The organism is Microbulbifer thermotolerans (assembly GCF_001617625.1).
GTDB classification, from domain to species: domain Bacteria; phylum Pseudomonadota; class Gammaproteobacteria; order Pseudomonadales; family Cellvibrionaceae; genus Microbulbifer; species Microbulbifer thermotolerans.
Genome location: NZ_CP014864.1, coordinates 1651035 through 1672196, shown reverse-complemented (window position 1 = coordinate 1672196; position 21162 = coordinate 1651035). Strand labels below are relative to the sequence as shown.

Below are 21162 nucleotides of genomic sequence, written 5' to 3'. Positions count from 1 at the left end.
CAGGAAGGGGGCCAAGGGGAAGACATGAATAACAAAGTACCCGTATTGAGCTGCGAGGCTTGGGGATCCGCTCCTCCCCCGGTCACACTGCAAGATTCCCGGCAAATTTACGAGGCGCTGCGCAAGAGTGAAGAGCGCTATCGCGAGCTGGTGGAACATGCGAATTCCATCATTATGCGTTGGGACAAGAACGGGATTATCACCTTCTTTAACGAATACGCCCAACAGTTCTTCGGTTACAGCGAAGAAGAAATCATTGGCAAACATGTTGTCGGCACTATTGTTCCCGCCAACGAAAGCACCGGACGCGACCTGCGCCCTCTAATGGAGCAAATCTGTAACCACCCGGAAGAACATCACTACAACGTCAACGAAAACATCACCAAAAACGGTCGCAGGGTATGGGTCGCCTGGACGAACAAGCTACTCACCGACGATCAGGGTAACGCCATCGGCGTGCTCAGTATCGGCACCGACATCACTAAACAACGGCTCCTGGAAGAGGAACTGCGCCAAGCGCACAAAATGCAGGCAATCGGCGAACTGGCCGGAGGTATCGCGCACGATTTCAACAATATGATCCACGGCATTATCGGCTATGCCGAGGCGATACAACAGCTTACTGACGACCCGCGTCTCGGTGAGTACAGCACCCATATTCTGACCACCGCGCACCATGCGGCGGAACTCACCAAACAACTGCTCACATTCGCGCGCAAAGGCAGCTATCAGTTGACAGAGTGCAATACCCACGAAATTATCCGCGATGTGTGCGCCATACTGGAACGCACCATCGACCGGCGCATTCGCGTTAGCCAGCAACTGGACGCCAGCCGGCCACACGTGATGGGCGACCCGGCGCAACTGAAGAGCGCCCTGCTGAACCTGGGTATCAACGCCAAGGATGCCATGCCTAACGGAGGATCGCTCCGTTTCTCCACCCGCAATATTTCCATCGACAGTCCCACCAAAATTTACGATTTCGAGATTGAGGCTGGAGAGTATCTGCTGATCACCATCTGTGACAGCGGCACAGGCATGTCCGCAGAGATACGCCGCCGTATTTTCGAACCTTTTTTCACCACCAAGGAAAGCGGCCGTGGTGCGGGCCTGGGACTAGCCGCGGTCTACGGCACCACTCACCTGCACAAAGGTGCTATCCGCTGTCGCAGCAGCGAGGGGCAAGGCAGCAGCTTCGATCTCTACCTGCCAATCATCAGGGATTGCGCCAAGCATCTACGGCAGTCCCCCAAACCATCCGGAAAAGAGAGGAAAATCCGCATCATGGTTGTGGACGATGAGGCCATAGTGCGCAACTACTCAAAAACGCTATTCGAAATGCACGGCCACCAGGTACGGACTTTCGCGGGTGCCGAAGAGGCGATCAATTTCTACCGCCGCTCCTACATGAATGTTGACCTGGTATTATTGGATATGATCATGCCTCGTATGGATGGCCAGCAGCTGTTCAAGATTCTCAAAGGCATCAACCCGGAAATTAAGGCGATACTGTCCACCGGGTACAGCGTCGACAGCAAAGTGCAGGAAACGCTCACCGATGGCATTCTGGATTATATCCAGAAGCCCTTTACCTATGAGCAGCTCCAGGAAAAAATAGATGCAATGGCCAGCGCCGGACATCTGTAGCATTAACCGGTATACCAGACACCCTGGTCGCAATCCGGATCAGTAGTGCAATAATTTGATGACCGGTTCCCCATCATCACACTCGCCGACTACTTCCGGTTCAGACAGCTTGGCGCCGGCTTGAATCACTTTATTACTCGGATAGGAGACAAAACAGGCATAGTTGAAGTTGACCGCCCAGTTGCATAGCAGGCGGCCATCCTCCTCTTCGTAAAATCGTTGCTGGCAAAAACTCAAATAAGGGCTCTGCCCTTCCCCCGGCTGGGGTCCGACGATTATCGTCTGAGTATCAAAAGAAACCGGCACCAGCAGACTGGTGGCGAGCAACCACTGCCACATAAGCACACCACAACTGCATCCACTCACTCCCGATAAGCGTAGCAATAGCCGGCGTAGTTTTCCTCCCGAACCTCCCGTCTACTCTAGTCCCGAGTCCCTATAACCCATTCGGATACGCTCCTGTATCCGAGAGATGCCCTCTGGAGAATCTCTGATTAATTCACACGATAGCCGTATTAGACCGGGAGGCACTCAGGCAATGGGATGGGCATTTCACAACCGCACGAGTACACCCCTGTAGCTCCGACGCCCCCTCTATCAGAAACAAGATATCGTTAACCGGAGGTTCTCTGTGAATTTGCCGCAAGTGTTTCGAAGTGGCGAATTTCTGCCAAAGTGGGCTTGAGCCCGTATTTCTGTACTATGGCCATAAACCTCTGCACATAGATTTGGGCAACCGGCTCATAGGGCGGCATCCATTCATCGGGGCCCCGATCGCCCTTACTCTGGTTGTGACCGTCGTCCACCAACCAAAGATTATCTGGATCTTCAGCGAACCGCCGCTTCTGCGCACGACTCCAGCCGGCACCGCCGTGGTCATGAGCCCATTTCAGCGGCACTATGTGCTCCACATCCAGGTCCGATGCCTTGGTAAAAAAATGGCCGGTGTAGGGGTCCATCCACAGGCCCGTAGCCACCTTGCAATTATCGACGCGTGTGAATGTAACCGGAGCCAGGGAGTAACGAATCAGAAGTTCGTGGCGGGTGTCCTGACAATCACCGTCGAAATCCGACCAACGGGGTAACCACTCGGATCTTTTGTAGGACGCCGCTGATGCCGAAAAAACAGAAAAAAAGAATAAAACAAAAGCAAAATGCCGACAAATTGATCGAATGCGCATACCACTACTACCAATCAAAAAAGTGGCACAATCGTACGAAATTTCAATCTATTTGGGTATCGATCAATTCACCGGACAGGAAGGTGGCAAACGAAAATTCACTGTGTCCTACGGACTAGGAAAATGGATTACTCTTTCCTTTATAGGGAGCCTCTGATTAATTGGCTCCTGGACGACAAAGAGACATATCGCCCAAATGAGAAGCTCAGGTGGTGGGGTGGACATTTCGAAACCGTCGGATACCAGGAGGTAGCCGGCGGAGCCACAGAGAAGCACTCGCGCTTTTTCGAAATGGCCACCCTATTGCCTGAACGCCCCGAAACCCACCACGGCACTCAGGCAATTTCATCATAGATTCCCTATGCCGGCTGCGGGGATTCTTTCCGGATTTCCTCCGTTTGCCGAGAATCGCGTGAGGAAACCACTTCGTCTGCGCGAACCTTGTGAAACATTGCATAGAGCACCGGCACTGCAATCAAGGTGAGCACTGTCGCAAAACCGAGCCCTCCCATTATGGTTACCGCCATATCTGCGAAGAAGGCATCAAACAGCAGTGGGGACATACCGAGAATTGTAGTAGCCGCGGCCAGGAATACCGGGCGCAGACGACTGACACTTGCCTGCTGAATCGCGGTTAGTCGCGGCAATCCCGCATGGGTCTGTACCTCAATTTCGTCTACCAGCACCACCGCATTCTTAATCAACATACCGGACAGACTAAGTACGCCCAGCAGTGACATAAACCCGAATGGCAGACCGGACACAAGCAAACCGACCACTACCCCCACCAGTGACATGGGCACCACCAGCCAGATAATCACCGGTTCCTTTACAGTACCGAACAGCAACACTGATGTCAGAATCATGACCAGGAACCCCAGTGGCAAACCTTTGCCCAGGGACTCTTGCGCATCCGAGGAACGCTCGTACTCACCACCAAACTCCATCTTGTACCCTTGGGGCAGAGCTAATTCCTCTATTTCCGCACGAATGCGCGCAAAAGCCGCCATCGCAGTGACCCCATCCGGCGCGTTACCACTAATAGTAATCGTCGGCACCCGGTTACGACGTTGAATCAATCCCTCTTCGGCTGTGGTTTCGAACTGGTCCACCAGCTGCCCGGCAGGAATATAGTTGCGCTCATTCGGGCTCCAAACCAGGCGATCCTGCAGGGCACCCGCCTGATTGCGCTCCTCCTGGGACAGGCGGGCAACAATGGGGATAATGCGATCGCCCCTTTCAAAATCACCAACACGGTAGCCTTCAGTGGCAAATTGCAATGTGCGGCTAATATCAGTCGCCGTTACCCCCGCCACCCGCGCCCGCTCATCGTCGAGGTGAGCGCGTATGGTCGGCTCCCGATCGCGCCAGTCGTGGCGGATGTCTTCCAGTCCCTTGCTGCGGAAAATCGCCTTCACCTCATCAGCAGCGGCCCGGAGCGTGTTAAAGTTGGGGCCGGAAATACGCACCTCCACGTCCGCGCCCCCACCCGGGCCAAATACCAGTCGTTTAAATGTCACCAGGGCTTCCGGATGCGCGTTGCGCAATTCCACTTTCGCCCGTTCGATCACCGCAGGGATCTGATCGCGGTTTTCCGTGCGTACGATCAGCTGTCCGTACGAGGGATTGGACGGCTCCGGTGCATAGGTGAGCATAAACCGGTCCGCGCCCCGCCCTGCAACCGACGTCACGGAAACCACCTCGTCCTGAGCCAGCAGATATTCCATCGCCTGCTGCAGTGCTTTGTCCGTGCGGTGGATATCACTGCCCTGGGGCATAAAGTAATTCACATAGAACAGGGGCGCGTTGGAGTTGGGGAAAAAGCCCTGCTTCACAGAACCAAAAGCAAAATAACTCACCAGTGTCACCACCACGAGTGCAACTACCGTGCGTCCCCGGTGACGCAAGGCACCGGAAAGCGCCTGCGCGTACATCCGGTAAAAGCGACCCGCGTAGGGATCTTCTGCGCCCGCGTCAGTGCCGGGCTTAAACAGGTGATGCGCGAGGTAAGGCGTGATGGTGATAGCCAGCACCCAGCTTAACAAAAGGGAGATACCGATCACGGCAAACAGGGAAAACAAAAATTCGCCGGTGGCATCACTGGACAGACCAATACCGGAAAAGGCCATGATCCCGATCACCGTGGCACCCAGCAGGGGCCAGAAAGTCTGGCGTACCACGCGCGCTGCCGCACTTTGCGCGGTTTCTTTTTTCTGCACCCCCATTAGTATGCCTTCGGCCACCACAATGGCGTTGTCCACCAGCATCCCCATGGCAATGATCAGGGCACCGAGGGAAATCCGCTGCAGATTGAAACCAAACAGGTTCATGATCAATACCGTTCCGAGAACAGTAAGCGCCAGCACCGTGCCGACGACAACGCCGGAACGCCACCCCATAAACAGGCACAAAACCAAAGTGACAATCGCCACCGAAGAGATCAGGTTGAACAGGAACCCATCGACACTATCTTCAACCACCCGGTGCTGTTCATAGACCGGCTGAATCTCGATTCCCAGAGGCAGACTTTGCGCCAGTTCTTCCAGTTTCGCTTCTACGGCTTTGCCCACGTCCACGATATTGGTATTCATCGCGCCCGCTACGCCGATCAAAATGGCCGGCTCGCCATTGAAACGGGCAATAAAATCAGGATTCGTATCGTAACCCAGCGACACCCGGGCGATATCCCGCACCGCCAGCATGGAGGTGGAACCGGGAACCCCGAGCAGAATATTGCGAATTGACTCCAAATCGCTGGCCTGGTTGTCCACCCGGATCCTGGTACGCAAATCCCGACCTTCTAATTCGGCCACCGGCTGGGTGGCGCTTTCGGTCTGCAGAACCTGCGCCAGATCGTCCAGGGAAAAGCCGAATTGCGCCAGACGCGCTTCGTCGATATCCAGATAGGCGACTTCATCGATCACTCCGGAGCGCGACACCTTGGCGACGCCATCAACGGTGAGGAGCTCCCGGCGAATCACCTTGGTGATATCGCGCATCTCACTCTGGGAAAAGCCCACCCCCGTCACGGCGTAGTAAATCCCGTAGACTTCTCCGAAGTCGTCGTTGACAATGGATTCCATGGCGCCGCTGGGCAACTCAATTTGGGCATCACTGACCTTGCGGCGCAGCTCATCCCAGATTTGCGGCAACTCATCGGAATCGTAGTGATCCTCAATTTCCACCCGGATTTCAGACATCCCCGGACGGGACGTGGAGGTAATCCGCTTCAGCTGCCCCAGCTGCTGGATGGCAACCTCGAGCTTTTCGGTTACCTCTTCTTCGACCTTGCGCGCACTAGCACCGGGATAGGCGGTAAAGACACGAGCTTCTTTGATAGTAAAAGCGGGGTCCTCAAGGCGGCCGATATCCACCACACCCCACAGGCCCCCGATCAAGCAAATCAACATCAGCAACCAGCTATAAACAGGCCGCTGAATGAATACATCAGAAATTTTCACAACGCTTTCCCACTCTTATCAGTGACCTGCAGAAACATCGCACGAGTTACTGTGCATAGTTACGCACCTTTGCACCTTCGTAGAGGTGCTGCCCGCCAGCGGCCACCAGCTTCATGGATGTATCCACGCCGCTCTTGATTTCCACCACCTCGCCATCGGTACGCCCGAGTTGTACAGGCGTTTTTGATACAGATTGATCTTCGTTGATTCGCCAAATATACGGCGAGCCATCCGCACTGCTCTGCACAGCGGATAAAGGTACCCACAGGTCATCCTGCGCCTGGTTAAGTTTCAGGTTCACACGGGCAGTCATGCCCGGCAAAATCTGCACATTCTCTGGTTGTGGCATACCCAGCTCCACAATGTAAGTCTGGGTCACGCTGTCTGCTTCGGCCTGGTGCTCTCGGTACTCCAGTGGGAATTCTCTACCAGGCAGAAATTCAAATGTCGCACTTACAGAATTCACCCGCTCGCGGTTCACTGTGGCCAGCAGGTTCTCCGGCACCGATACCTGAATCCGGACTTCCGACACATCTTGCAGCCGCACAATGCCCTGCCCAGCCTGCACGTTAGTATAATTTTCCACCAACTGACGCGTAACCAGTGCATCGAAGGGGGCCTTCAATTTTGTATAAGATAAATTCTGTTCCGCTTTTTCGAGCGCAACCTTGGCAAGATCGTAATTGGTCTCAGTTTCGTCCAGCTGTTGCTGGGAAATCACATTGCGCTCGGCCAAAGAGCGCTGGCGGGCTAGCGTTTTCTGTAACAAATCAAGATTGACACGCGCCTGTTTCACCTCGCGAACAAAATCGCTCTCATCAAGAGCTGCAATCAGCTTACCCTTTGGAATAATTTCGCCTTCACGGAATTGCAGGTAGTTGAGTTTACCTCCCACCTGAAATGACAAATCCACCGTCTGCACCGCCTTGACCCGACCGGCGAACTGGCGCTGATCGATTGTGTCGTTGGTGGAAACCGTGGCGACTTTTACCGGCCACTCGCGCTCGACCTGCTGCTCATCCTCAGCGGAGCCGGAACAACCAGAGACAACCACCGCAAATGCCAACAGCAAAATTAAAGGGGAACGAACATTACCAGGGATATTCATATGCAATACTCAGAACATCGAGTGGGGAGTTAACAGAACTTAATCAGAAATTATTCCAGCTCGGCAGCAAGATTCAGCAAGCGCTCTCGCAGCTGATTGAAAATTGGGTCATCGGGGTCCAGCACACCAAATTGGCGGCCGAGAAACAGACCGCGCGTTGCCAAAATCAGCAGGAGCGCCAGCTCTGGGTCTCGACAGTGCTCAGACAGGGTCGCGCGAATCTTTGCTTCTTTGGCCTTGATGGGCTCCAGTAGAGCGGGATCTTCCGCCACCGCGGCAATCAAAGCGCGAGGGAGCTGTTTTTCGTCCTGCATTAACGCAAACGCAGAATAAATGCGGGATGCGAGAACGCTGTTTTCGTGGTTCGCGGCGTACTCAGCAGCCAGAGCCTCTTCACTAGCGATCGCGGATTCGAGCATCGCCTGCAGCAGGGATTGCTTGCTCCGGAAATGGTGCAGCAAGCCGCCTTTACTCAAGCCACACCGCGCTGCCACCGCATCGAGGGTCAAGCGGCGCGCCCCCTTCTCGCGCAGCACCTCTTCTGCTGCACGGATAATGTCTTCTTTGTCGACCTTCGACATGTGACTCTCCAGAGAACCTTAGTCATAACCGACCAACTGGACGGTATGTTAACAGCCCGCGGGACCGCGTCAAGAAGTAACTTTCAATGGACAGTATTCAGCACTCGAAACCGCCCACCTGCCCGCCGACGGACGAGACAGCAAGTCCCAGGGGCTTTAGAATCTGCCGCAGCCCATCATCAATAGCGAATGATGGGCTCCGCAACACCACAACCTGTAATACAACTATGTCAGACGTAAAATGCCCCTGCGGCTCCGGATTGCCCCTTAAAAGATGTTGCGGTCCGTTTCTCGACGGAACAGCCTACCCTGATAGCGCCGAAACCCTGATGCGCAGCCGGTTCACCGCCTTTACTCGCGGCAACTTGCCCTATCTGCGCAAGACCTGGGACCCAAACACCTGCCCCGAATTAACCCCCGATGACCTGCAAACCCAGTGGACACGTCTAGAGGTTCTTAGGAGTACGCAGGCAGCGGATAAAGCAATTGTGGAGTTCCGAGCTTGGTACCGAGACAACGGCACGGAACAGGCAATGCATGAGATCTCCTTGTTCAAACTGCACAAAAAGCGCTGGGTTTACGTCGCCCCATTGCAGGGTTGACCGCACAAGCAATCCCAAGCGGAATATAAGCGGCATGCATCCTGAAATCCTCTTCGAAGACACCCAGCTCATCGCGGCCTACAAACCGGAAGGATGGCTTGTGCACAGATCAAACATAGATCCCCGCGAGGAGCGAATCCTATTGCAGCACTTGCGCGACCGCACCGGCAAACACCTCTATCCTGTCCACCGGCTGGACAAACCCACCTCCGGGGTTATCGTCTTTGCAAAGAGCGGAGAAGTTGCCGCAAAAATACAAGTGCAGATGGAAAGTGAGGAATCCTTAAAAAAATATGTCGCCGTCTGCCGCGGCTACTGCCCGGAGGAAGGTGTGATCGACCACCCCTTACCACCAGTCGCTGACTTCAAGCATCAGCGCAAGCGCCGCAGAGCCGAACTGCCGCGGCAGCCTGCTATCACAAAGTTCCGCAGACTAGAGACCGTCGAACTGCCCTACGCCGTGGATCGCTACCCAAGCAGCCGCTACTCCCTGGTAGAGATAACTCTGGTCACAGGGCGAAGACATCAGATACGCCGTCACTTCAAACACATTCACCACCCGTTGATCGGCTGCCCCAAATACGGTAAGTCAGTCCACAACCGCTTCTTTGCTGAACATTACAACTGCAAACGGTTACTACTACATGCATTGCAGTTACGCCTCAGCCACCCACTAACCGGCGAGCCTCTCAATTTGCTGGCACCGCCGCGCGGGCAATTTCACTCTCTGATCCAGGCTTTTGGCTGGCAGCTGCCGCAATAAACACTCCCGGAACAACTAACTATACTGCTATTCGGCACAGGCCGATTTCTTCCACGCGACTCCTTCCACGCATAGAACCATGAACGATCCGTTTAACCTAGAGCGATTTGTCTCAGCCCAAGAAAAAAATTACAACTCGGCATTAAAAGAGCTAACGGAGGGAAAAAAGCGTTCCCACTGGATGTGGTATGTATTTCCGCAAATTGTCGGCCTGGGTCACAGCGCCATGGCTCAGCACTATGCGCTCAAAAGTCTGGATGAAGCGCGGGCTTACCTTGATCACCCGCTACTGGGGCCCAGACTCAGAGAATGCTGCACACAGCTGCTGCAACAAGAACGCACAGCCCAGCAAATTTTTGGCAGCCCGGATGATTTGAAACTCAGGTCTTCCATGACCCTGTTTTCCATCGCAGAAGGTGGGAAGGGGCTGTTCAGCCAGGTTCTGGACAAATTCTATAAAGGCCAGCCGGATTACCGCACACTGGAAATTTTGCGCAAACCCCAGTGAGATGGCAGACAGCGTGCGTATCGTGACCGCAAGCCCACTACACTGGGAGCGTTGCGCTATACCCACCACAAAAACAAAAAGCCCTTGTAATCTGAGAATTACAAGGGCTTTCTGCGTACTGAGTATATGGTCGGAGCGGCCGGATTTGAACCGACGACCACCACACCCCCAGTGTGGTGCGCTACCAGGCTGCGCTACGCTCCGATTGAGCAAATCGCACACTAAACAACATAAGTGCTTGATTTATAAGGGGCACCGAATTGCGATGAGGCGCAAATCATACATGAGTGACAGGGGAATGCAAGCCTGGATTTACGCCTTTTTTGAGTTGCAATAGCCGGCCTAGGTCTCCAGCAAGCTGAGAACACTTTCAAGCTCGGCGATAACTTGTGGAATCACCTGCTGTAACTGGACAGTCTCCGCCTTCTGGCTACCATTCTCCATCTGCAGGCGGGCGCCGCCGATGGTGTACCCCTCTTCGTACAGCAACGCTCGAATCTGGCGGATCAGAATGACGTCCTGATGTTGATAGTAACGGCGATTGCCGCGGCGTTTTACCGGATTCAGTTGGGGAAATTCCTGTTCCCAATAGCGCAGAACATGTGGCTTGACCGCGCACAGCTCACTGACTTCACCAATGGTGAAATAGCGCTTGCCGGGGATGACGGGCAATTCGCTATTGTTGCTCGCTTCCAGCATCTTCTTCTACTCGTGCCTTGAGTTTTTGTCCCGGTTTGAAGGTGACTACCCGGCGTGCGGAAATGGGGATTTCCTCGCCGGTCTTGGGGTTGCGGCCAGGGCGCGGGCTCTTGTCGCGCAGGTCAAAGTTACCGAAACCGGACAGCTTGACCTGCTCGCTGTTTTCCAGCGCGTTGCGGATCTCCTCGAAAAAGTACTCGACGATCTCTTTGGCTTCGCGCTTATTAAAGCCCAGCTCTTCGTACAGCTTTTCAGCGAGCCCGGCCTTGGTCAGTGCCTCTGTCATTGGTTCCTACCAACAGATTCAGAGGCGTCGACTCCAGATCGGAAGCGGCCCAAACCGCGGCGGCTTTCAACCCGGAAGCAGACGCTCTCGGGATGCCTACCGCCCGCACCCCGGAGCTATTCGCCGGTATCAGCGCAGGCTGGCGTTGTATTTTTGTTTTAATGTTCCGACCACCGCATCTACCGCGGTATTGATTTCTTCGTCATTAAGGGTGCGCGACGGATGCTGAAACGTCAACCCCAAGGCGACACTTTTTCTATTGAAATCAATACCTTTGCCCTGATAAACATCAAAAATCTTGAGGTCCGTCAAGGTTTCACCCGCAGCCTCAAGGGCACTCTGCACTAGGTTGGCGGCGGGCACATCTGCATCGATCAGAAGGGCCAGATCGCGGCGTACTTCGGGGAACCTGGACAGTGGCCGGAAACTGGGAAGCACCGCCTCTCCCAGGGCCTCCAGGTTCAACTCAAACACCAATGCAGACCTGGGCAGATCCAGTTTTTTCTGCAGCTGTGGGTGCAATGTCCCAACTACACCGACTTCACGATCACCCCGATAGATTCGGGCGCACTGTCCCGGGTGCAGAGCGGGATGTTGGCCAGCAGCGAAGCGGAACTCCTTCTCAGCTGACTCTCCTATAGCATAGTGAGCCAGTAATGCCTCCACATCCCCCTTGATATCGTAGAAATCGACGTCATCCTTGCTGCCGGTCCAGTTCTCGGCAAAACGGGCGCCGTAAGCCAGCCCCGCCAGCATCGGCTCCTGACGCAGCTCACTTCCCGGCACAAAGCGCAAACCCGATTCAAACAGGCGCACACGGTTCTGCTGACGGTTGAGATTGTACTGTAGTGCCTTGCACAGACCTGGGATCAGGGAAGTGCGCATTACCGCCAGATCAGCACTGATGGGGTTCTGCAGGGCCACCGGCTGTGTATCCGGATCAAAGAGCTCGGCTATCTCACGATCGATAAAACTGAAGGTAACCGCCTCGGAATATCCGCGGGCCAACAGTGTCTGCTCCAGGATGTCCCGGGAAAGCGCTCTCTCCGGCCGAGGTTCAATATCCAGAGCCGCAGTGAGACTGATACTCGGAATACGGTTGTAGCCATAGACCCGCGCCAGTTCCTCGAGCAGGTCTGCCTCTATCGCGATATCGAAGCGGAAGCTCGGAGCGAGGAAGGTCCAGCTTTCGGCATTTTCATCGATTTTCTCCAGGCCCAGACGCGTCAGGATATCCACTATTTCGTCGGCAGCCAGGGTCACGCCAAGACGCTGGGACACACTTCGTCTGCGCAGAGTAATATGCCGTTCAGTGGGCATCGCTTCACTCAGTTCGCGCAGGTGTACCGGGCCAGGCTCCCCGCCGACAATTTCCAGTAACAGCTGAGTGGCGCGTTCAACAGCCCTCTCCTGCAACCGGTAGTCAACCCCTCTCTCGAAACGGTGCGAGGAATCAGTGTGTAGGCCATAGGAGCGCGCTTTACCAGCAACGGCCAGGGGGTTGAAGAAAGCACTTTCCAGGAAAATATCCCGAGTGTCCTCTGTTACCGACGACTCCAACCCTCCCATAACGCCCGCAATAGCCAGCGGCTTATCCTCATCGGCGATCAGCAGGGTGCCCTCTTCCAGCTTCACTTCCTGGCCATCGAGCAGGGTCAATTCCTCCCCCTTCTCCGCCATACGCACCTTGATTCCACCGGACAGCTTGCTCAGATCGAAGGCGTGCATCGGCTGCCCCAACTCCAGCAAGACATAGTTGGTCACATCCACCACCGGATCAATAGAACGCAATCCGCTGCGCCGCAGCCGCTCCTGCATCCACAGGGGTGTAGGGGCAGTAATATCGATATTGCGGATCACTCGGCCGACGTAACGTGGACAGGCGTCACCAGCGAGCAGGGAAACCGGCACACTGTCGTCAATCTGTGCGGCAACCGGAGCAATTTCCGGCCCCTTTACCGGGCAGCGGTTGAGAACACCCACTTCGCGGGCAATGCCGGCTATGCCGAGGCAGTCTGAGCGATTGGGGGTCAGGTCTACTTCGATAGCAACGTCGTCCAGCTGCAAGTATTCCCGCAGGTCTTTGCCTGTAGGAGCATCTTCCGGCAACTCCCAGATGCCATCCCCGTCTTCGCCCAACTCCAATTCCGTTTGCGCACAGAGCATGCCAAAACTCTCAACACCGCGCAGTTTGGCCTTTTTGATTTTGAAGTCTCCCGGCAACTTGGCTCCTACCAACGCAAAGGGGACCTTGATACCGGCACGGGCATTGGGGGCGCCACAGACCACCTGCATCTCGCCGTCCGGATGACCGGCAACGGTACATACGCGCAGTTTGTCCGCGTCAGGGTGCCTTTCACAAGCAACGATTTCTCCCACCACAACACCGGTGAATTCACCCGCGACGGCCTCAACACTGTCCACCTCGAGGCCGGCCATGGTGATTTGATCGGCCAATTCTTGTGGGGTCAGCTGCGGATCTACCCATTCCCGCAGCCAGGAATTGCTGAATTTCATAGTGCTGTCTCTTTTTGAATTCTGTTTTGCGCTGTCTGCCTTTCTCTATGGGGCGAGCCACTACCTAGAGGCAGGCCCCGATGCCCCAGTCAAAACTGCTTGAGAAAGCGCAGGTCGTTGTCAAAAAACAGTCGCAAGTCATTGACCCCGTAGCGCAACATTGCGAGGCGCTCAACGCCCAACCCGAAAGCAAAGCCCGAATAACGCTCACTGTCGATATCACATGCGGCAAAGACGTTGGGGTGCACCATGCCGCAGCCGAGGATTTCCAGCCAGCCCGTACCGGAACAGACACGGCAACCTTCACCACCGCAAGCGGTGCATTGAATATCCGCCTCCGCCGACGGCTCAGTAAATGGAAAATAGGAGGGGCGGAAGCGCACCGGCACATCGGCTTCAAAAAACGCGCGCAGGAATTGGTCGATACACCCCTTCAGGTGCGCGAAGCTGATGTTCTCGCCTACGACCAAGCCCTCAACCTGATGAAACATCGGCGAGTGAGTGACGTCGGAATCACAGCGATAAACCCGGCCCGGACAGATAATACGCAGCGGCGGCTCTTTCTTTTCCATGGTCCGTATCTGCACGGAAGAGGTGTGCGTTCTCAGGACCGTCGTCGGATCTATATAGAAGGTGTCATGCATTGCCCGCGCCGGATGGTGTGCGGGAATATTGAGCGCCTCAAAGTTGTAATAGTCCTGCTCAATCTCCGGCCCCCTTTCCACGGAAAAGCCGATTCGCACAAAAAACTCCTCGACGCGGCGCAGAGTGCGAGTGATCGGGTGCATTTTTCCCTGCACCTCTCCACGGCCCGGCAGAGTGACATCAATGGTTTCCTCCGCCAACTTGGCGTTAATAGCCTCTTCCTCAAGCTGCTTCCTGCGCGCGTTGATCTTTTCCTGAACTTGCTGCTTTGCTTCGTTAATCCTGGCACCGGCAGCAGGGCGCTCTTCCGCCGACAGCTTGCCAAGACCTTTTAGCAGCGCGGTGAGCTGACCCTTCTTCCCCAGGTAATCCACGCGCACCTGATCCAGTGCCGCCAGGCCTTCGGCCTTCTCCACCTGCTCCAGCGCCTGTTCGGTAAGGGACTGCAAATCTTGCATCGAACTGTTCCCGTTCAAAATTAACTCTGGTTGTTTATGCATCGCTCTACCGGCGTTCAGTGCACCGGCGGGCTGCTCCACCCATACCACGTAAAAGTAGCGGAATCTTTATAAAAAAATAGGGAAGGGCCACCACAGCCCTTCCCTATTTTTAATACCCAGTCTTGCAACTGGAGCGACAACTTACGCTGCCAGGGCTGCCTTGGCTTTTTCAACTACGGCAGCAAAAGCGGCTTTGTCGTATACCGCCAGATCAGCCAATACCCGGCGATCCAGTGCGATACCCGCCTTTTTCAGACCGGCGATCAAGCGGCTGTAGGACAGGCCTTCCGCACGGGATTGTGCGTTGATACGAGTGATCCACAGTGCGCGGAAGTTACGCTTCTTAACACGGCGGTCGCGGTAAGCGTATTGACCGGCTTTGATCACTGCCTGCTTGGCGACACGGAATACGCGTGAACGCGCACCGTAGTAACCTTTTGCCTGCTTCAGAATTTTCTTGTGACGACGACGCGCCTCTACACCACGTTTTACACGGGCCATAATGCTATCCTCTTAAATTCGTTGCGAGTGAGCCAATTACTTGGCGCGCAGCATGCGATCGACCAGAGCTGCATCAGACTTATTCATAGTCTGAGTGCCGCGCAGCTGACGCTTGCGCTTGGTGGTCATTTTGGTGAGGATGTGGCTCTTGTTGGCGTGCTTGTGCTTGTAGCCCGCAGCCGTCTTTTTGAAGCGCTTGGCAGCGCCGCTATGGGTTTTTGCTTTCGGCATTTTTTACTCCAAAAAATTAAAGGTTTACCTGCAAGCAGGCACCTACAACAAAAATAACCGCCGGGTAACGGCGGCATGTTACGGGAGTGAAGAGGCAGCCGTCGCCCAATCACTTCCCAAAGAGATTCCGCGGCTCAGCCGCGGCCTCACTTTTTCTTTTTGATAGGAGCAATCACCATGATCATCTGGCGGCCTTCCAGCTTTGGCCGCTGCTCCACAGTACCCAGCTCCGCCAGATCTCGCTCAATGCGCTGCATCATCTCCAGACCCAGCTCCTGGTGCGCCATCTCTCTTCCGCGGAATCGCAGAGAAACCTTGGCCTTGTCACCCGCCTCCAGGAAGCGGGTCAGATTGCGCAACTTGATCTGGTAGTCACCAATATCAGTGCCCGGGCGGAACTTCATCTCCTTGATTTGCTGCTGCTTTTGCTTCTTCTTGGCAGCAGCTTTGGCCTTCTTGGCCTCAAACACATGCTTACCGTAGTCCATGATTTTACAGACTATCGGCTTGGAGTCCGGCGCAATTTCAACGAGATCCAGATTGGCCTGCTGCGCAGCTTCAAGCGCCTCATTGAGGGAAACAATTCCCACTTGTTCGCCGTCGGCGCCAATGAGGCGGACTTCCGACGCCTCTATCTGATCATTGATGCGGGCCTTTTTGGACCGTCCCTTGCTGTCTCGTTTAATAGCTGTCGTCTCCTGTCAGTTTCACTTCTGAGAACCAATAGACACACGGCCGCGGCGATCCACGTCCTGCTTGAGGATCTCCAGGAATGACTCGAACGTCATAGTTCCCAGATCTTCCCCACTGCGTGTCCGCACGGCGACTGTTTGGTTCTCCACTTCCTTATCGCCGATCACAAGCAGATAAGGAACACGCTGCAGCGTGTGCTCGCGGATTTTAAAGCCGATCTTTTCGTTTCTCAAGTCGGCTGCGGCTCGGTATTGGAGGGCCCCGAGTTGCGCCTCCAGATCACGGCAATAGTCCGCCTGGCGGTCCGTGATATTCAGTATTGCCACCTGCTGGGGAGCCAGCCAAGTGGGGAAAGCGCCTTCGTAGTGCTCAATCAATATACCGATAAAGCGCTCAAAGGAGCCCAATGCCGCCCGGTGCAACATTACCGGCGTCTGCCGCGAACCATCTTCCGCCACATACTGAGCATCCAGACGACCGGGCATGGAAAAATCCACCTGTATGGTGCCACACTGCCAGACTCGTCCAAGGCAGTCCTTCAAAGAGAACTCTATCTTGGGACCATAGAAGGCGCCCTCACCCGGCAATTCCTCCCAGGGCAGGCCCGCAGCGTCCAGCGCATCAGCAAGCGCCTTCTCCGCTTTGTCCCAGCTCTCGTCGGAACCAACCCTCTGTTCCGGGCGGGTAGACAGGCGGTAAATAACTTCCTCGAATCCGAAGTCCTTATACACAGAATGCAGCAGGTCCATAAACGCGGACACTTCTGACTGGATCTGCTCTTCGGTGCAGAAGATATGGCCGTCATCTTGAACAAAACCACGCACCCGCATCAGACCGTGCAGCGAGCCGGACGGCTCGCTGCGGTGACAAGAACCGAACTCTGCCAGACGCAGAGGCAGGTCGCGGTAACTGCGCAACCCCTGATTGAACACCTGGACATGGCAGGGGCAGTTCATCGGCTTTATTGCGAACTGGCGCTCCTCACTGGTGAGGGAGAACATGTCGTCAGCAAATTTGTCCGCATGGCCGGACTTGCGCCACAGGGTAAAATCCACCAACTGCGGGGTCTTGATTTCCTTGTAGCCATATTCCCTCTGACGGCGACGCATGTACTGTTCAATAGTACTGTAGATGGTCCAGCCGTTCGGGTGCCAGAAAACCATACCGGGCGCCTCTTCCTGGATATGAAAGAGGTCGTATTTTTTCGCCAACTTGCGGTGGTCACGCTTCTCCGCCTCTTCAATACGGCGCAGATATGCTTTGAGATCCTTCTTGTTTGCCCAGGCTGTCCCATAGACACGGGTTAACATCTCATTGTTCGCATCCCCGCGCCAATACGCACCGGCAACTTTAGTTAACTTAAAGGCCTTGAGGCGACCAGTAGAGGGCACATGCGGGCCGCGGCACAGGTCTTCGAAATCGCCCTGGCGGTAGAGAGAGATATCCTCTTCACTTGGAATATCGGCAATAATCTTCGCCTTGTACTCCTCTCCCATACCGCGGAAGTATTCGACCGCTTCTTCACGCGGCATCAGCCGGCGGCTGACCGGAATGTCTTCCTTTGCCAGCTCCTCCATGCGCTTCTCGATCTTCTCCAAATCTTCCGGCGTGAACTGGCGCTCATAGGCAAAGTCGTAATAGAAGCCATCTTCTATCACTGGGCCAATGGTGACTTGGGCTGTCGGATACAGCTGCTTCACTGCCTGCGCCAGCAGGTGCGCTGTGGAGTGCCGGATAATTTCCAGGCCTTCCGGCTGCCGATCAGTGATAATGGCCAGTTCCACATCCCGGTCAATAACATAGCTGGTATCGACTTCCTTGCCATCCACCACACCGGCTAGTGCAGCTTTGGCCAAACCAGGACCAATATCGGCAGCAACTTGACTAACGGAAACAGGGTTAGGGTATTCGCGGCGGGCGCCGTCGGGGAGCGTAACAACAGGCATTGTACTTCCTTATCAGTGGCGATCCCTACCAAAGACCGCATGAACCAATTTGAATATTGCGGGGCTTCCACATCTGGCGGAAGCACTGCGAAGATGGTAGACCCGAGCGGACTTGAACCGCTGACCTCTGCCATGTCAAGGCAGCGCTCTAACCAACTGAGCTACGGGTCTGCAATAGCTTTTAAAAATTGCAGCGGGAGACCCTTGCTGCAAGGAGCGCGAACTTTAGCACCCAACCTTAAGGTTTTCAACAACTTAGTGAACACCAAAATAAAAAAAAACGCCGCGACCAGTATCAGCACCTCTTGTTAGGGAACCTCTGATTAATTCGCTTCCTGACGGTAAAAATTCTTTGGAGCCAGATGAGAAGCTCAGGTGATAGGATGGCCATTTCGAAACCGTCGGATACAGGGATGTATCCGTCGGAGCTACAGGGAAGTACTCGTGCGTTTTCGAAATGGCCATCCTATTGCCTGAGCGCCACGGAACTAACCAAAGCGTTCACGCGAATTAATCAGAGGTTCCTTAGGTGACCAAACCAATCAAGCCTCCCCACCCTCTTTGAGGCGGGCAATTTCGTCACGCAGCTTGGCGGCCGCTTCAAATTCGAGATTTTTGGCATGTTGATACATCTGCTCTTCCAGCGCCTCGATCCGCATCCAGCGCTGCTTGTCAGACAGCGGCTGCCTGTCCACTTTGAACACACCCTTTTTCTCTGCCACCTTGCGTTTCGACTTGGGCACACCCGGCGCCACCGCACCCTCCATGATATCGACCACACTTTTGCGGATTCCCCGAGGAGAGATGCCGTGCTCCACATTGAACTGCAGCTGCTTGTCACGGCGACGCTGGGTTTCCTCCATAGCGCGCCGCATCGAGTCTGTAACCTTGTCCGCGTACAGGATAGCCCGCCCCTCGAGATTCCGCGCCGCGCGACCTATGGTCTGAATCAGCGAACGGTCTGAACGCAGGAAACCCTCCTTGTCGGCATCAAAAATAGCCACAAGGGCCACCTCGGGCATATCCAACCCTTCACGAAGTAGGTTGATTCCCACCAGTACATCGAACTCACCGATACGCAGATCGCGGATTATCTCAACGCGCTCCACCGTATCAATGTCCGAGTGCAGGTAGCGCACCCGCACTCCGTTTTCGTCCAGATATTCGGTTAAATCCTCCGCCATCCGCTTGGTAAGCACAGTGATAAGCACCCGCTGATCGGCATCCACACAGCGGTGTATTTCCGACAGCACATCGTCCACCTGGGTCGAAGCGGGACGCACCTCTACCTCCGGGTCCACCAGGCCGGTGGGACGCACCACCTGCTCGACCACTTGCCCGGCATGCTCTTCTTCATAGGGCCCTGGAGTAGCGGAAACAAAAATAGTCTGCGGTGCCAGCCGCTCCCATTCCTCAAACTTCAGCGGGCGGTTATCCAATGCCGACGGCAGACGGAAGCCGTACTCCACCAGTGTTTCCTTGCGCGACCTATCCCCTCGGTACATGCCCCCGATTTGCGGCACTGTGACGTGACTCTCATCAATAAACAACAGAGCGTCATGGGGCAGATAGTCAAACAGAGTCGGAGGCGGCTGACCGGCGTCACGGCCGGAGAGGTAACGGGAGTAGTTTTCCACCCCATTGCAATAACCCAATTCCTGCATCATCTCCAAATCGTATTTGGTGCGCTGCTCCAGACGCTGAGCCTCCAACAGCTTGCCGTTATCGCGCAACTGGGCAAGACGCTCGTGCAACTCCGCCTTTATCTGCTCCATGGCGTTGAGAATGGTTTCCCTCGGCGTTACATAGTGCGACTTGGGGAAAATAGTGATTCTGGGCACCTTTTTCAGGAGCTCGCCAGTAAGCGGATCAAACAGAGTGATCTCTTCAATTTCCTCATCGAACAGAGACAGGCGCACCGCCTCCAAGTCCGAATCCGCCGGGTAAATATCAATAATGTCACCTCTCACACGGTAGGTGGCCCGGCGAAAATCCGCATCGTTACGCGTGTACTGCAGTTCTGCCAGTCGGCGCAGGATGGTGCGCTGATCCACAAGATCTCCCCGATCCAGGTGCAACACCATTTTCAAATACTTATCCGGATCCCCCAGGCCGTATATGGCCGAGACAGTCGCCACCACAATGACATCGCGGCGCTCAATCAAAGCCTTGGTCGCGGATAGGCGCATTTGCTCAATGTGTTCGTTGACCGAGGCATCCTTCTCAATGAAGGTGTCAGACGAGGGCACATAGGCTTCCGGCTGATAGTAGTCATAGTAAGAAACAAAGTACTCCACCGCGTTCTTGGGGAAGAACTCCTTGAACTCACCGTATAGCTGCGCCGCCAGCGTCTTGTTATGCGCCATTATGATGGCCGGACGCTGTAACCGCTCGATGACATTGGCCATAGTGAAAGTTTTACCAGAACCGGTCACCCCCAGCAGGGTCTGGTGGCTGAGGCCATCCTCCACTCCCTCAACCAACTGCTCTATCGCGGCTGGCTGGTCGCCTGCCGGGCTGTACTTACATATCACCTGAAAAGGACGAGACTCCATAACCTCACTGCCGACTAGAGTTTAAAGGCAATCCGCGATTGTAGGTTGTCGCCATGGCCACCACAAATGCCCGCACAACGTCAGTAGAATTCGCTCAACCAACGATCCTGCGCCGCTTTTTTAGACAGCCGGAGGGTAGAAATTAAATTACTGGCAAATCAATAAGTTAAAGTGAAAAAAAAGGGTTGACCAACAGAGAAAGCGCCTATACTATACGCGCCATCTGAACGGCAACGGCCGCAAAGATATTCCGCCTTAGCTCAGTTGGTAGAGCAAGTGACTGTTAATCACTGGGTCGCTGGTTCGAGCCCAGCAGGCGGAGCCAAACAGAAAGGCCCCGGCGAAAGCCGAGGGCCTTTTTTATTGTATTGCGGCTGAAAAAGCAACCCAGTCTGTTGCCCACTCGCAGAAAATAAAAAGCCCCGCTGAGGTACAGGGGGCTTTCGCATCAGAATAAAAAGTGGAGGGAGACGCGCGGTTTAATCCGCTCGAGGCTCTATCGATGGCCTTCCCCTATATAAATAGGAATTAGGGGGCCTCTAATTAATTCATTTCCTGGTGGCAGAGGTTCTTCGGGGGCGGATGTGAAGCTCAGGCGATAGGACGGCCATTTCGAAGCAATCGGATACAAGGCGGTATCCGGCGGAGCTACAGGGAAGTACTCGTGCGTTTTCGAAATATCCGTCCTACTGCCTGAGCGCCCCGGAACCTACCATTGTGTTCACGCGAATTAATCAG

The 21162-nt window shown here is 54.8% G+C and carries 18 protein-coding genes, 3 tRNA genes and 1 pseudogene; 6 read left to right on the top strand and 16 right to left on the bottom strand.

Features of this window, described 5'->3' with window-relative positions; translation table 11 throughout:
- Nucleotides 1-24: 24 nt before the first annotated feature.
- The gene (locus A3224_RS07070) at nucleotides 25-1647 is read left to right on the top strand and encodes a hybrid sensor histidine kinase/response regulator (RefSeq protein ID WP_082817429.1); all 1623 of its coding nucleotides are present in this window, start codon (nucleotides 25-27) and stop codon (nucleotides 1645-1647) included.
- A gap of 39 nt (nucleotides 1648-1686) precedes the next feature.
- On the opposite strand, the gene A3224_RS07065 is transcribed toward A3224_RS07070, so the two are convergent.
- From A3224_RS07065 to A3224_RS07040, 5 genes are all read right to left on the bottom strand, one after another.
- Complete coding sequence (locus tag A3224_RS07065; protein WP_067152910.1) at nucleotides 1687-1986, bottom strand: hypothetical protein; 300 nt, start codon at nucleotides 1984-1986, stop codon at nucleotides 1687-1689.
- Nucleotides 1987-2261: 275 nt separating this feature from the next.
- Nucleotides 2262-2606, bottom strand: a complete 345-nt coding sequence (locus A3224_RS17235; protein WP_067152908.1) for a GmrSD restriction endonuclease domain-containing protein — start codon at nucleotides 2604-2606, stop codon at nucleotides 2262-2264.
- 581 nt (nucleotides 2607-3187) lie between these two features.
- Nucleotides 3188-6289, bottom strand: a complete 3102-nt coding sequence (locus tag A3224_RS07050; protein ID WP_067152904.1) for an efflux RND transporter permease subunit — start codon at nucleotides 6287-6289, stop codon at nucleotides 3188-3190.
- Nucleotides 6290-6335: 46 nt separating this feature from the next.
- Nucleotides 6336-7397 (bottom strand): efflux RND transporter periplasmic adaptor subunit, encoded by a 1062-nt coding sequence (locus A3224_RS07045; RefSeq protein WP_082817428.1) that lies wholly within the window; start codon nucleotides 7395-7397, stop codon nucleotides 6336-6338.
- A 50-nt stretch (nucleotides 7398-7447) separates the two neighbouring features.
- Nucleotides 7448-7978, bottom strand: coding sequence for a TetR/AcrR family transcriptional regulator (locus A3224_RS07040; protein WP_067152900.1), 531 nt, complete (start codon nucleotides 7976-7978; stop codon nucleotides 7448-7450).
- A gap of 86 nt (nucleotides 7979-8064) precedes the next feature.
- Here A3224_RS07040 and A3224_RS17625 point away from each other — a divergent pair.
- The 4 genes and pseudogenes from A3224_RS17625 to A3224_RS07025 form a co-directional block, all read left to right on the top strand.
- Nucleotides 8065-8247 (top strand): annotated as a pseudogene (locus tag A3224_RS17625) (hypothetical protein); the annotation flags it as partial.
- A gap of 60 nt (nucleotides 8248-8307) precedes the next feature.
- Entirely contained in the window at nucleotides 8308-8580 is a 273-nt protein-coding gene (locus A3224_RS07035; protein ID WP_231902489.1) for a YchJ family protein, read from the top strand.
- 100 nt (nucleotides 8581-8680) lie between these two features.
- Entirely contained in the window at nucleotides 8681-9343 is a 663-nt protein-coding gene (locus tag A3224_RS07030) for a pseudouridine synthase (protein ID WP_231902488.1), read from the top strand.
- 79 nt (nucleotides 9344-9422) lie between these two features.
- Nucleotides 9423-9851 (top strand): DUF1810 domain-containing protein, encoded by a 429-nt coding sequence (locus A3224_RS07025; RefSeq protein ID WP_067152894.1) that lies wholly within the window; start codon nucleotides 9423-9425, stop codon nucleotides 9849-9851.
- A 127-nt stretch (nucleotides 9852-9978) separates the two neighbouring features.
- Here the strand turns inward: A3224_RS07025 and A3224_RS07020 are convergent.
- The 11 genes from A3224_RS07020 to uvrB all read right to left on the bottom strand — a co-directional run bounded on the left by A3224_RS07020 (nucleotide 9979) and on the right by uvrB (nucleotide 20424).
- Nucleotides 9979-10055 (bottom strand) — tRNA-Pro (locus A3224_RS07020).
- Between the two features lie 138 nt (nucleotides 10056-10193).
- Nucleotides 10194-10550 carry a MerR family transcriptional regulator gene (locus A3224_RS07015; RefSeq protein WP_067152892.1) on the bottom strand — a complete coding sequence of 119 codons (357 nt, stop codon included), beginning with the start codon at nucleotides 10548-10550 and terminating at the stop codon, nucleotides 10194-10196.
- Entirely contained in the window at nucleotides 10528-10836 is a 309-nt protein-coding gene (gene ihfA / locus A3224_RS07010) for an integration host factor subunit alpha (RefSeq protein ID WP_067152890.1), read from the bottom strand. The genes A3224_RS07015 and ihfA overlap by 23 nt, the downstream gene beginning before the upstream one ends.
- A gap of 129 nt (nucleotides 10837-10965) precedes the next feature.
- Nucleotides 10966-13353: a phenylalanine--tRNA ligase subunit beta gene (gene pheT / locus A3224_RS07005; protein ID WP_067152888.1), complete on the bottom strand. Its 2388-nt coding sequence runs from the start codon at nucleotides 13351-13353 to the stop codon at nucleotides 10966-10968.
- A gap of 89 nt (nucleotides 13354-13442) precedes the next feature.
- Nucleotides 13443-14456 carry a phenylalanine--tRNA ligase subunit alpha gene (pheS, locus tag A3224_RS07000; protein ID WP_067152887.1) on the bottom strand — a complete coding sequence of 338 codons (1014 nt, stop codon included), beginning with the start codon at nucleotides 14454-14456 and terminating at the stop codon, nucleotides 13443-13445.
- A 183-nt stretch (nucleotides 14457-14639) separates the two neighbouring features.
- Nucleotides 14640-14999 (bottom strand): 50S ribosomal protein L20, encoded by a 360-nt coding sequence (gene rplT, locus A3224_RS06995; protein ID WP_067152885.1) that lies wholly within the window; start codon nucleotides 14997-14999, stop codon nucleotides 14640-14642.
- 36 nt (nucleotides 15000-15035) lie between these two features.
- Complete coding sequence (rpmI, locus tag A3224_RS06990) at nucleotides 15036-15230, bottom strand: 50S ribosomal protein L35 (protein WP_067152883.1); 195 nt, start codon at nucleotides 15228-15230, stop codon at nucleotides 15036-15038.
- 146 nt (nucleotides 15231-15376) lie between these two features.
- The gene (gene infC, locus A3224_RS06985; protein WP_437180640.1) at nucleotides 15377-15877 is read right to left on the bottom strand and encodes a translation initiation factor IF-3; all 501 of its coding nucleotides are present in this window, start codon (nucleotides 15875-15877) and stop codon (nucleotides 15377-15379) included.
- Between the two features lie 60 nt (nucleotides 15878-15937).
- Entirely contained in the window at nucleotides 15938-17869 is a 1932-nt protein-coding gene (thrS, locus tag A3224_RS06980; protein ID WP_067152879.1) for a threonine--tRNA ligase, read from the bottom strand.
- Nucleotides 17870-17963: 94 nt separating this feature from the next.
- Nucleotides 17964-18040: transfer RNA gene (locus A3224_RS06975), tRNA-Val, on the bottom strand.
- Between the two features lie 371 nt (nucleotides 18041-18411).
- On the bottom strand, nucleotides 18412-20424 hold the full coding sequence (uvrB, locus tag A3224_RS06970; protein WP_067152878.1) for an excinuclease ABC subunit UvrB: 2013 nt from the start codon (nucleotides 20422-20424) through the stop codon (nucleotides 18412-18414).
- 249 nt (nucleotides 20425-20673) lie between these two features.
- Between uvrB and A3224_RS06965 the strand changes: the two genes are divergently transcribed.
- Nucleotides 20674-20749, top strand: a tRNA-Asn gene (locus A3224_RS06965).
- The last annotated feature ends 413 nt before the right edge of the window (nucleotides 20750-21162 follow it).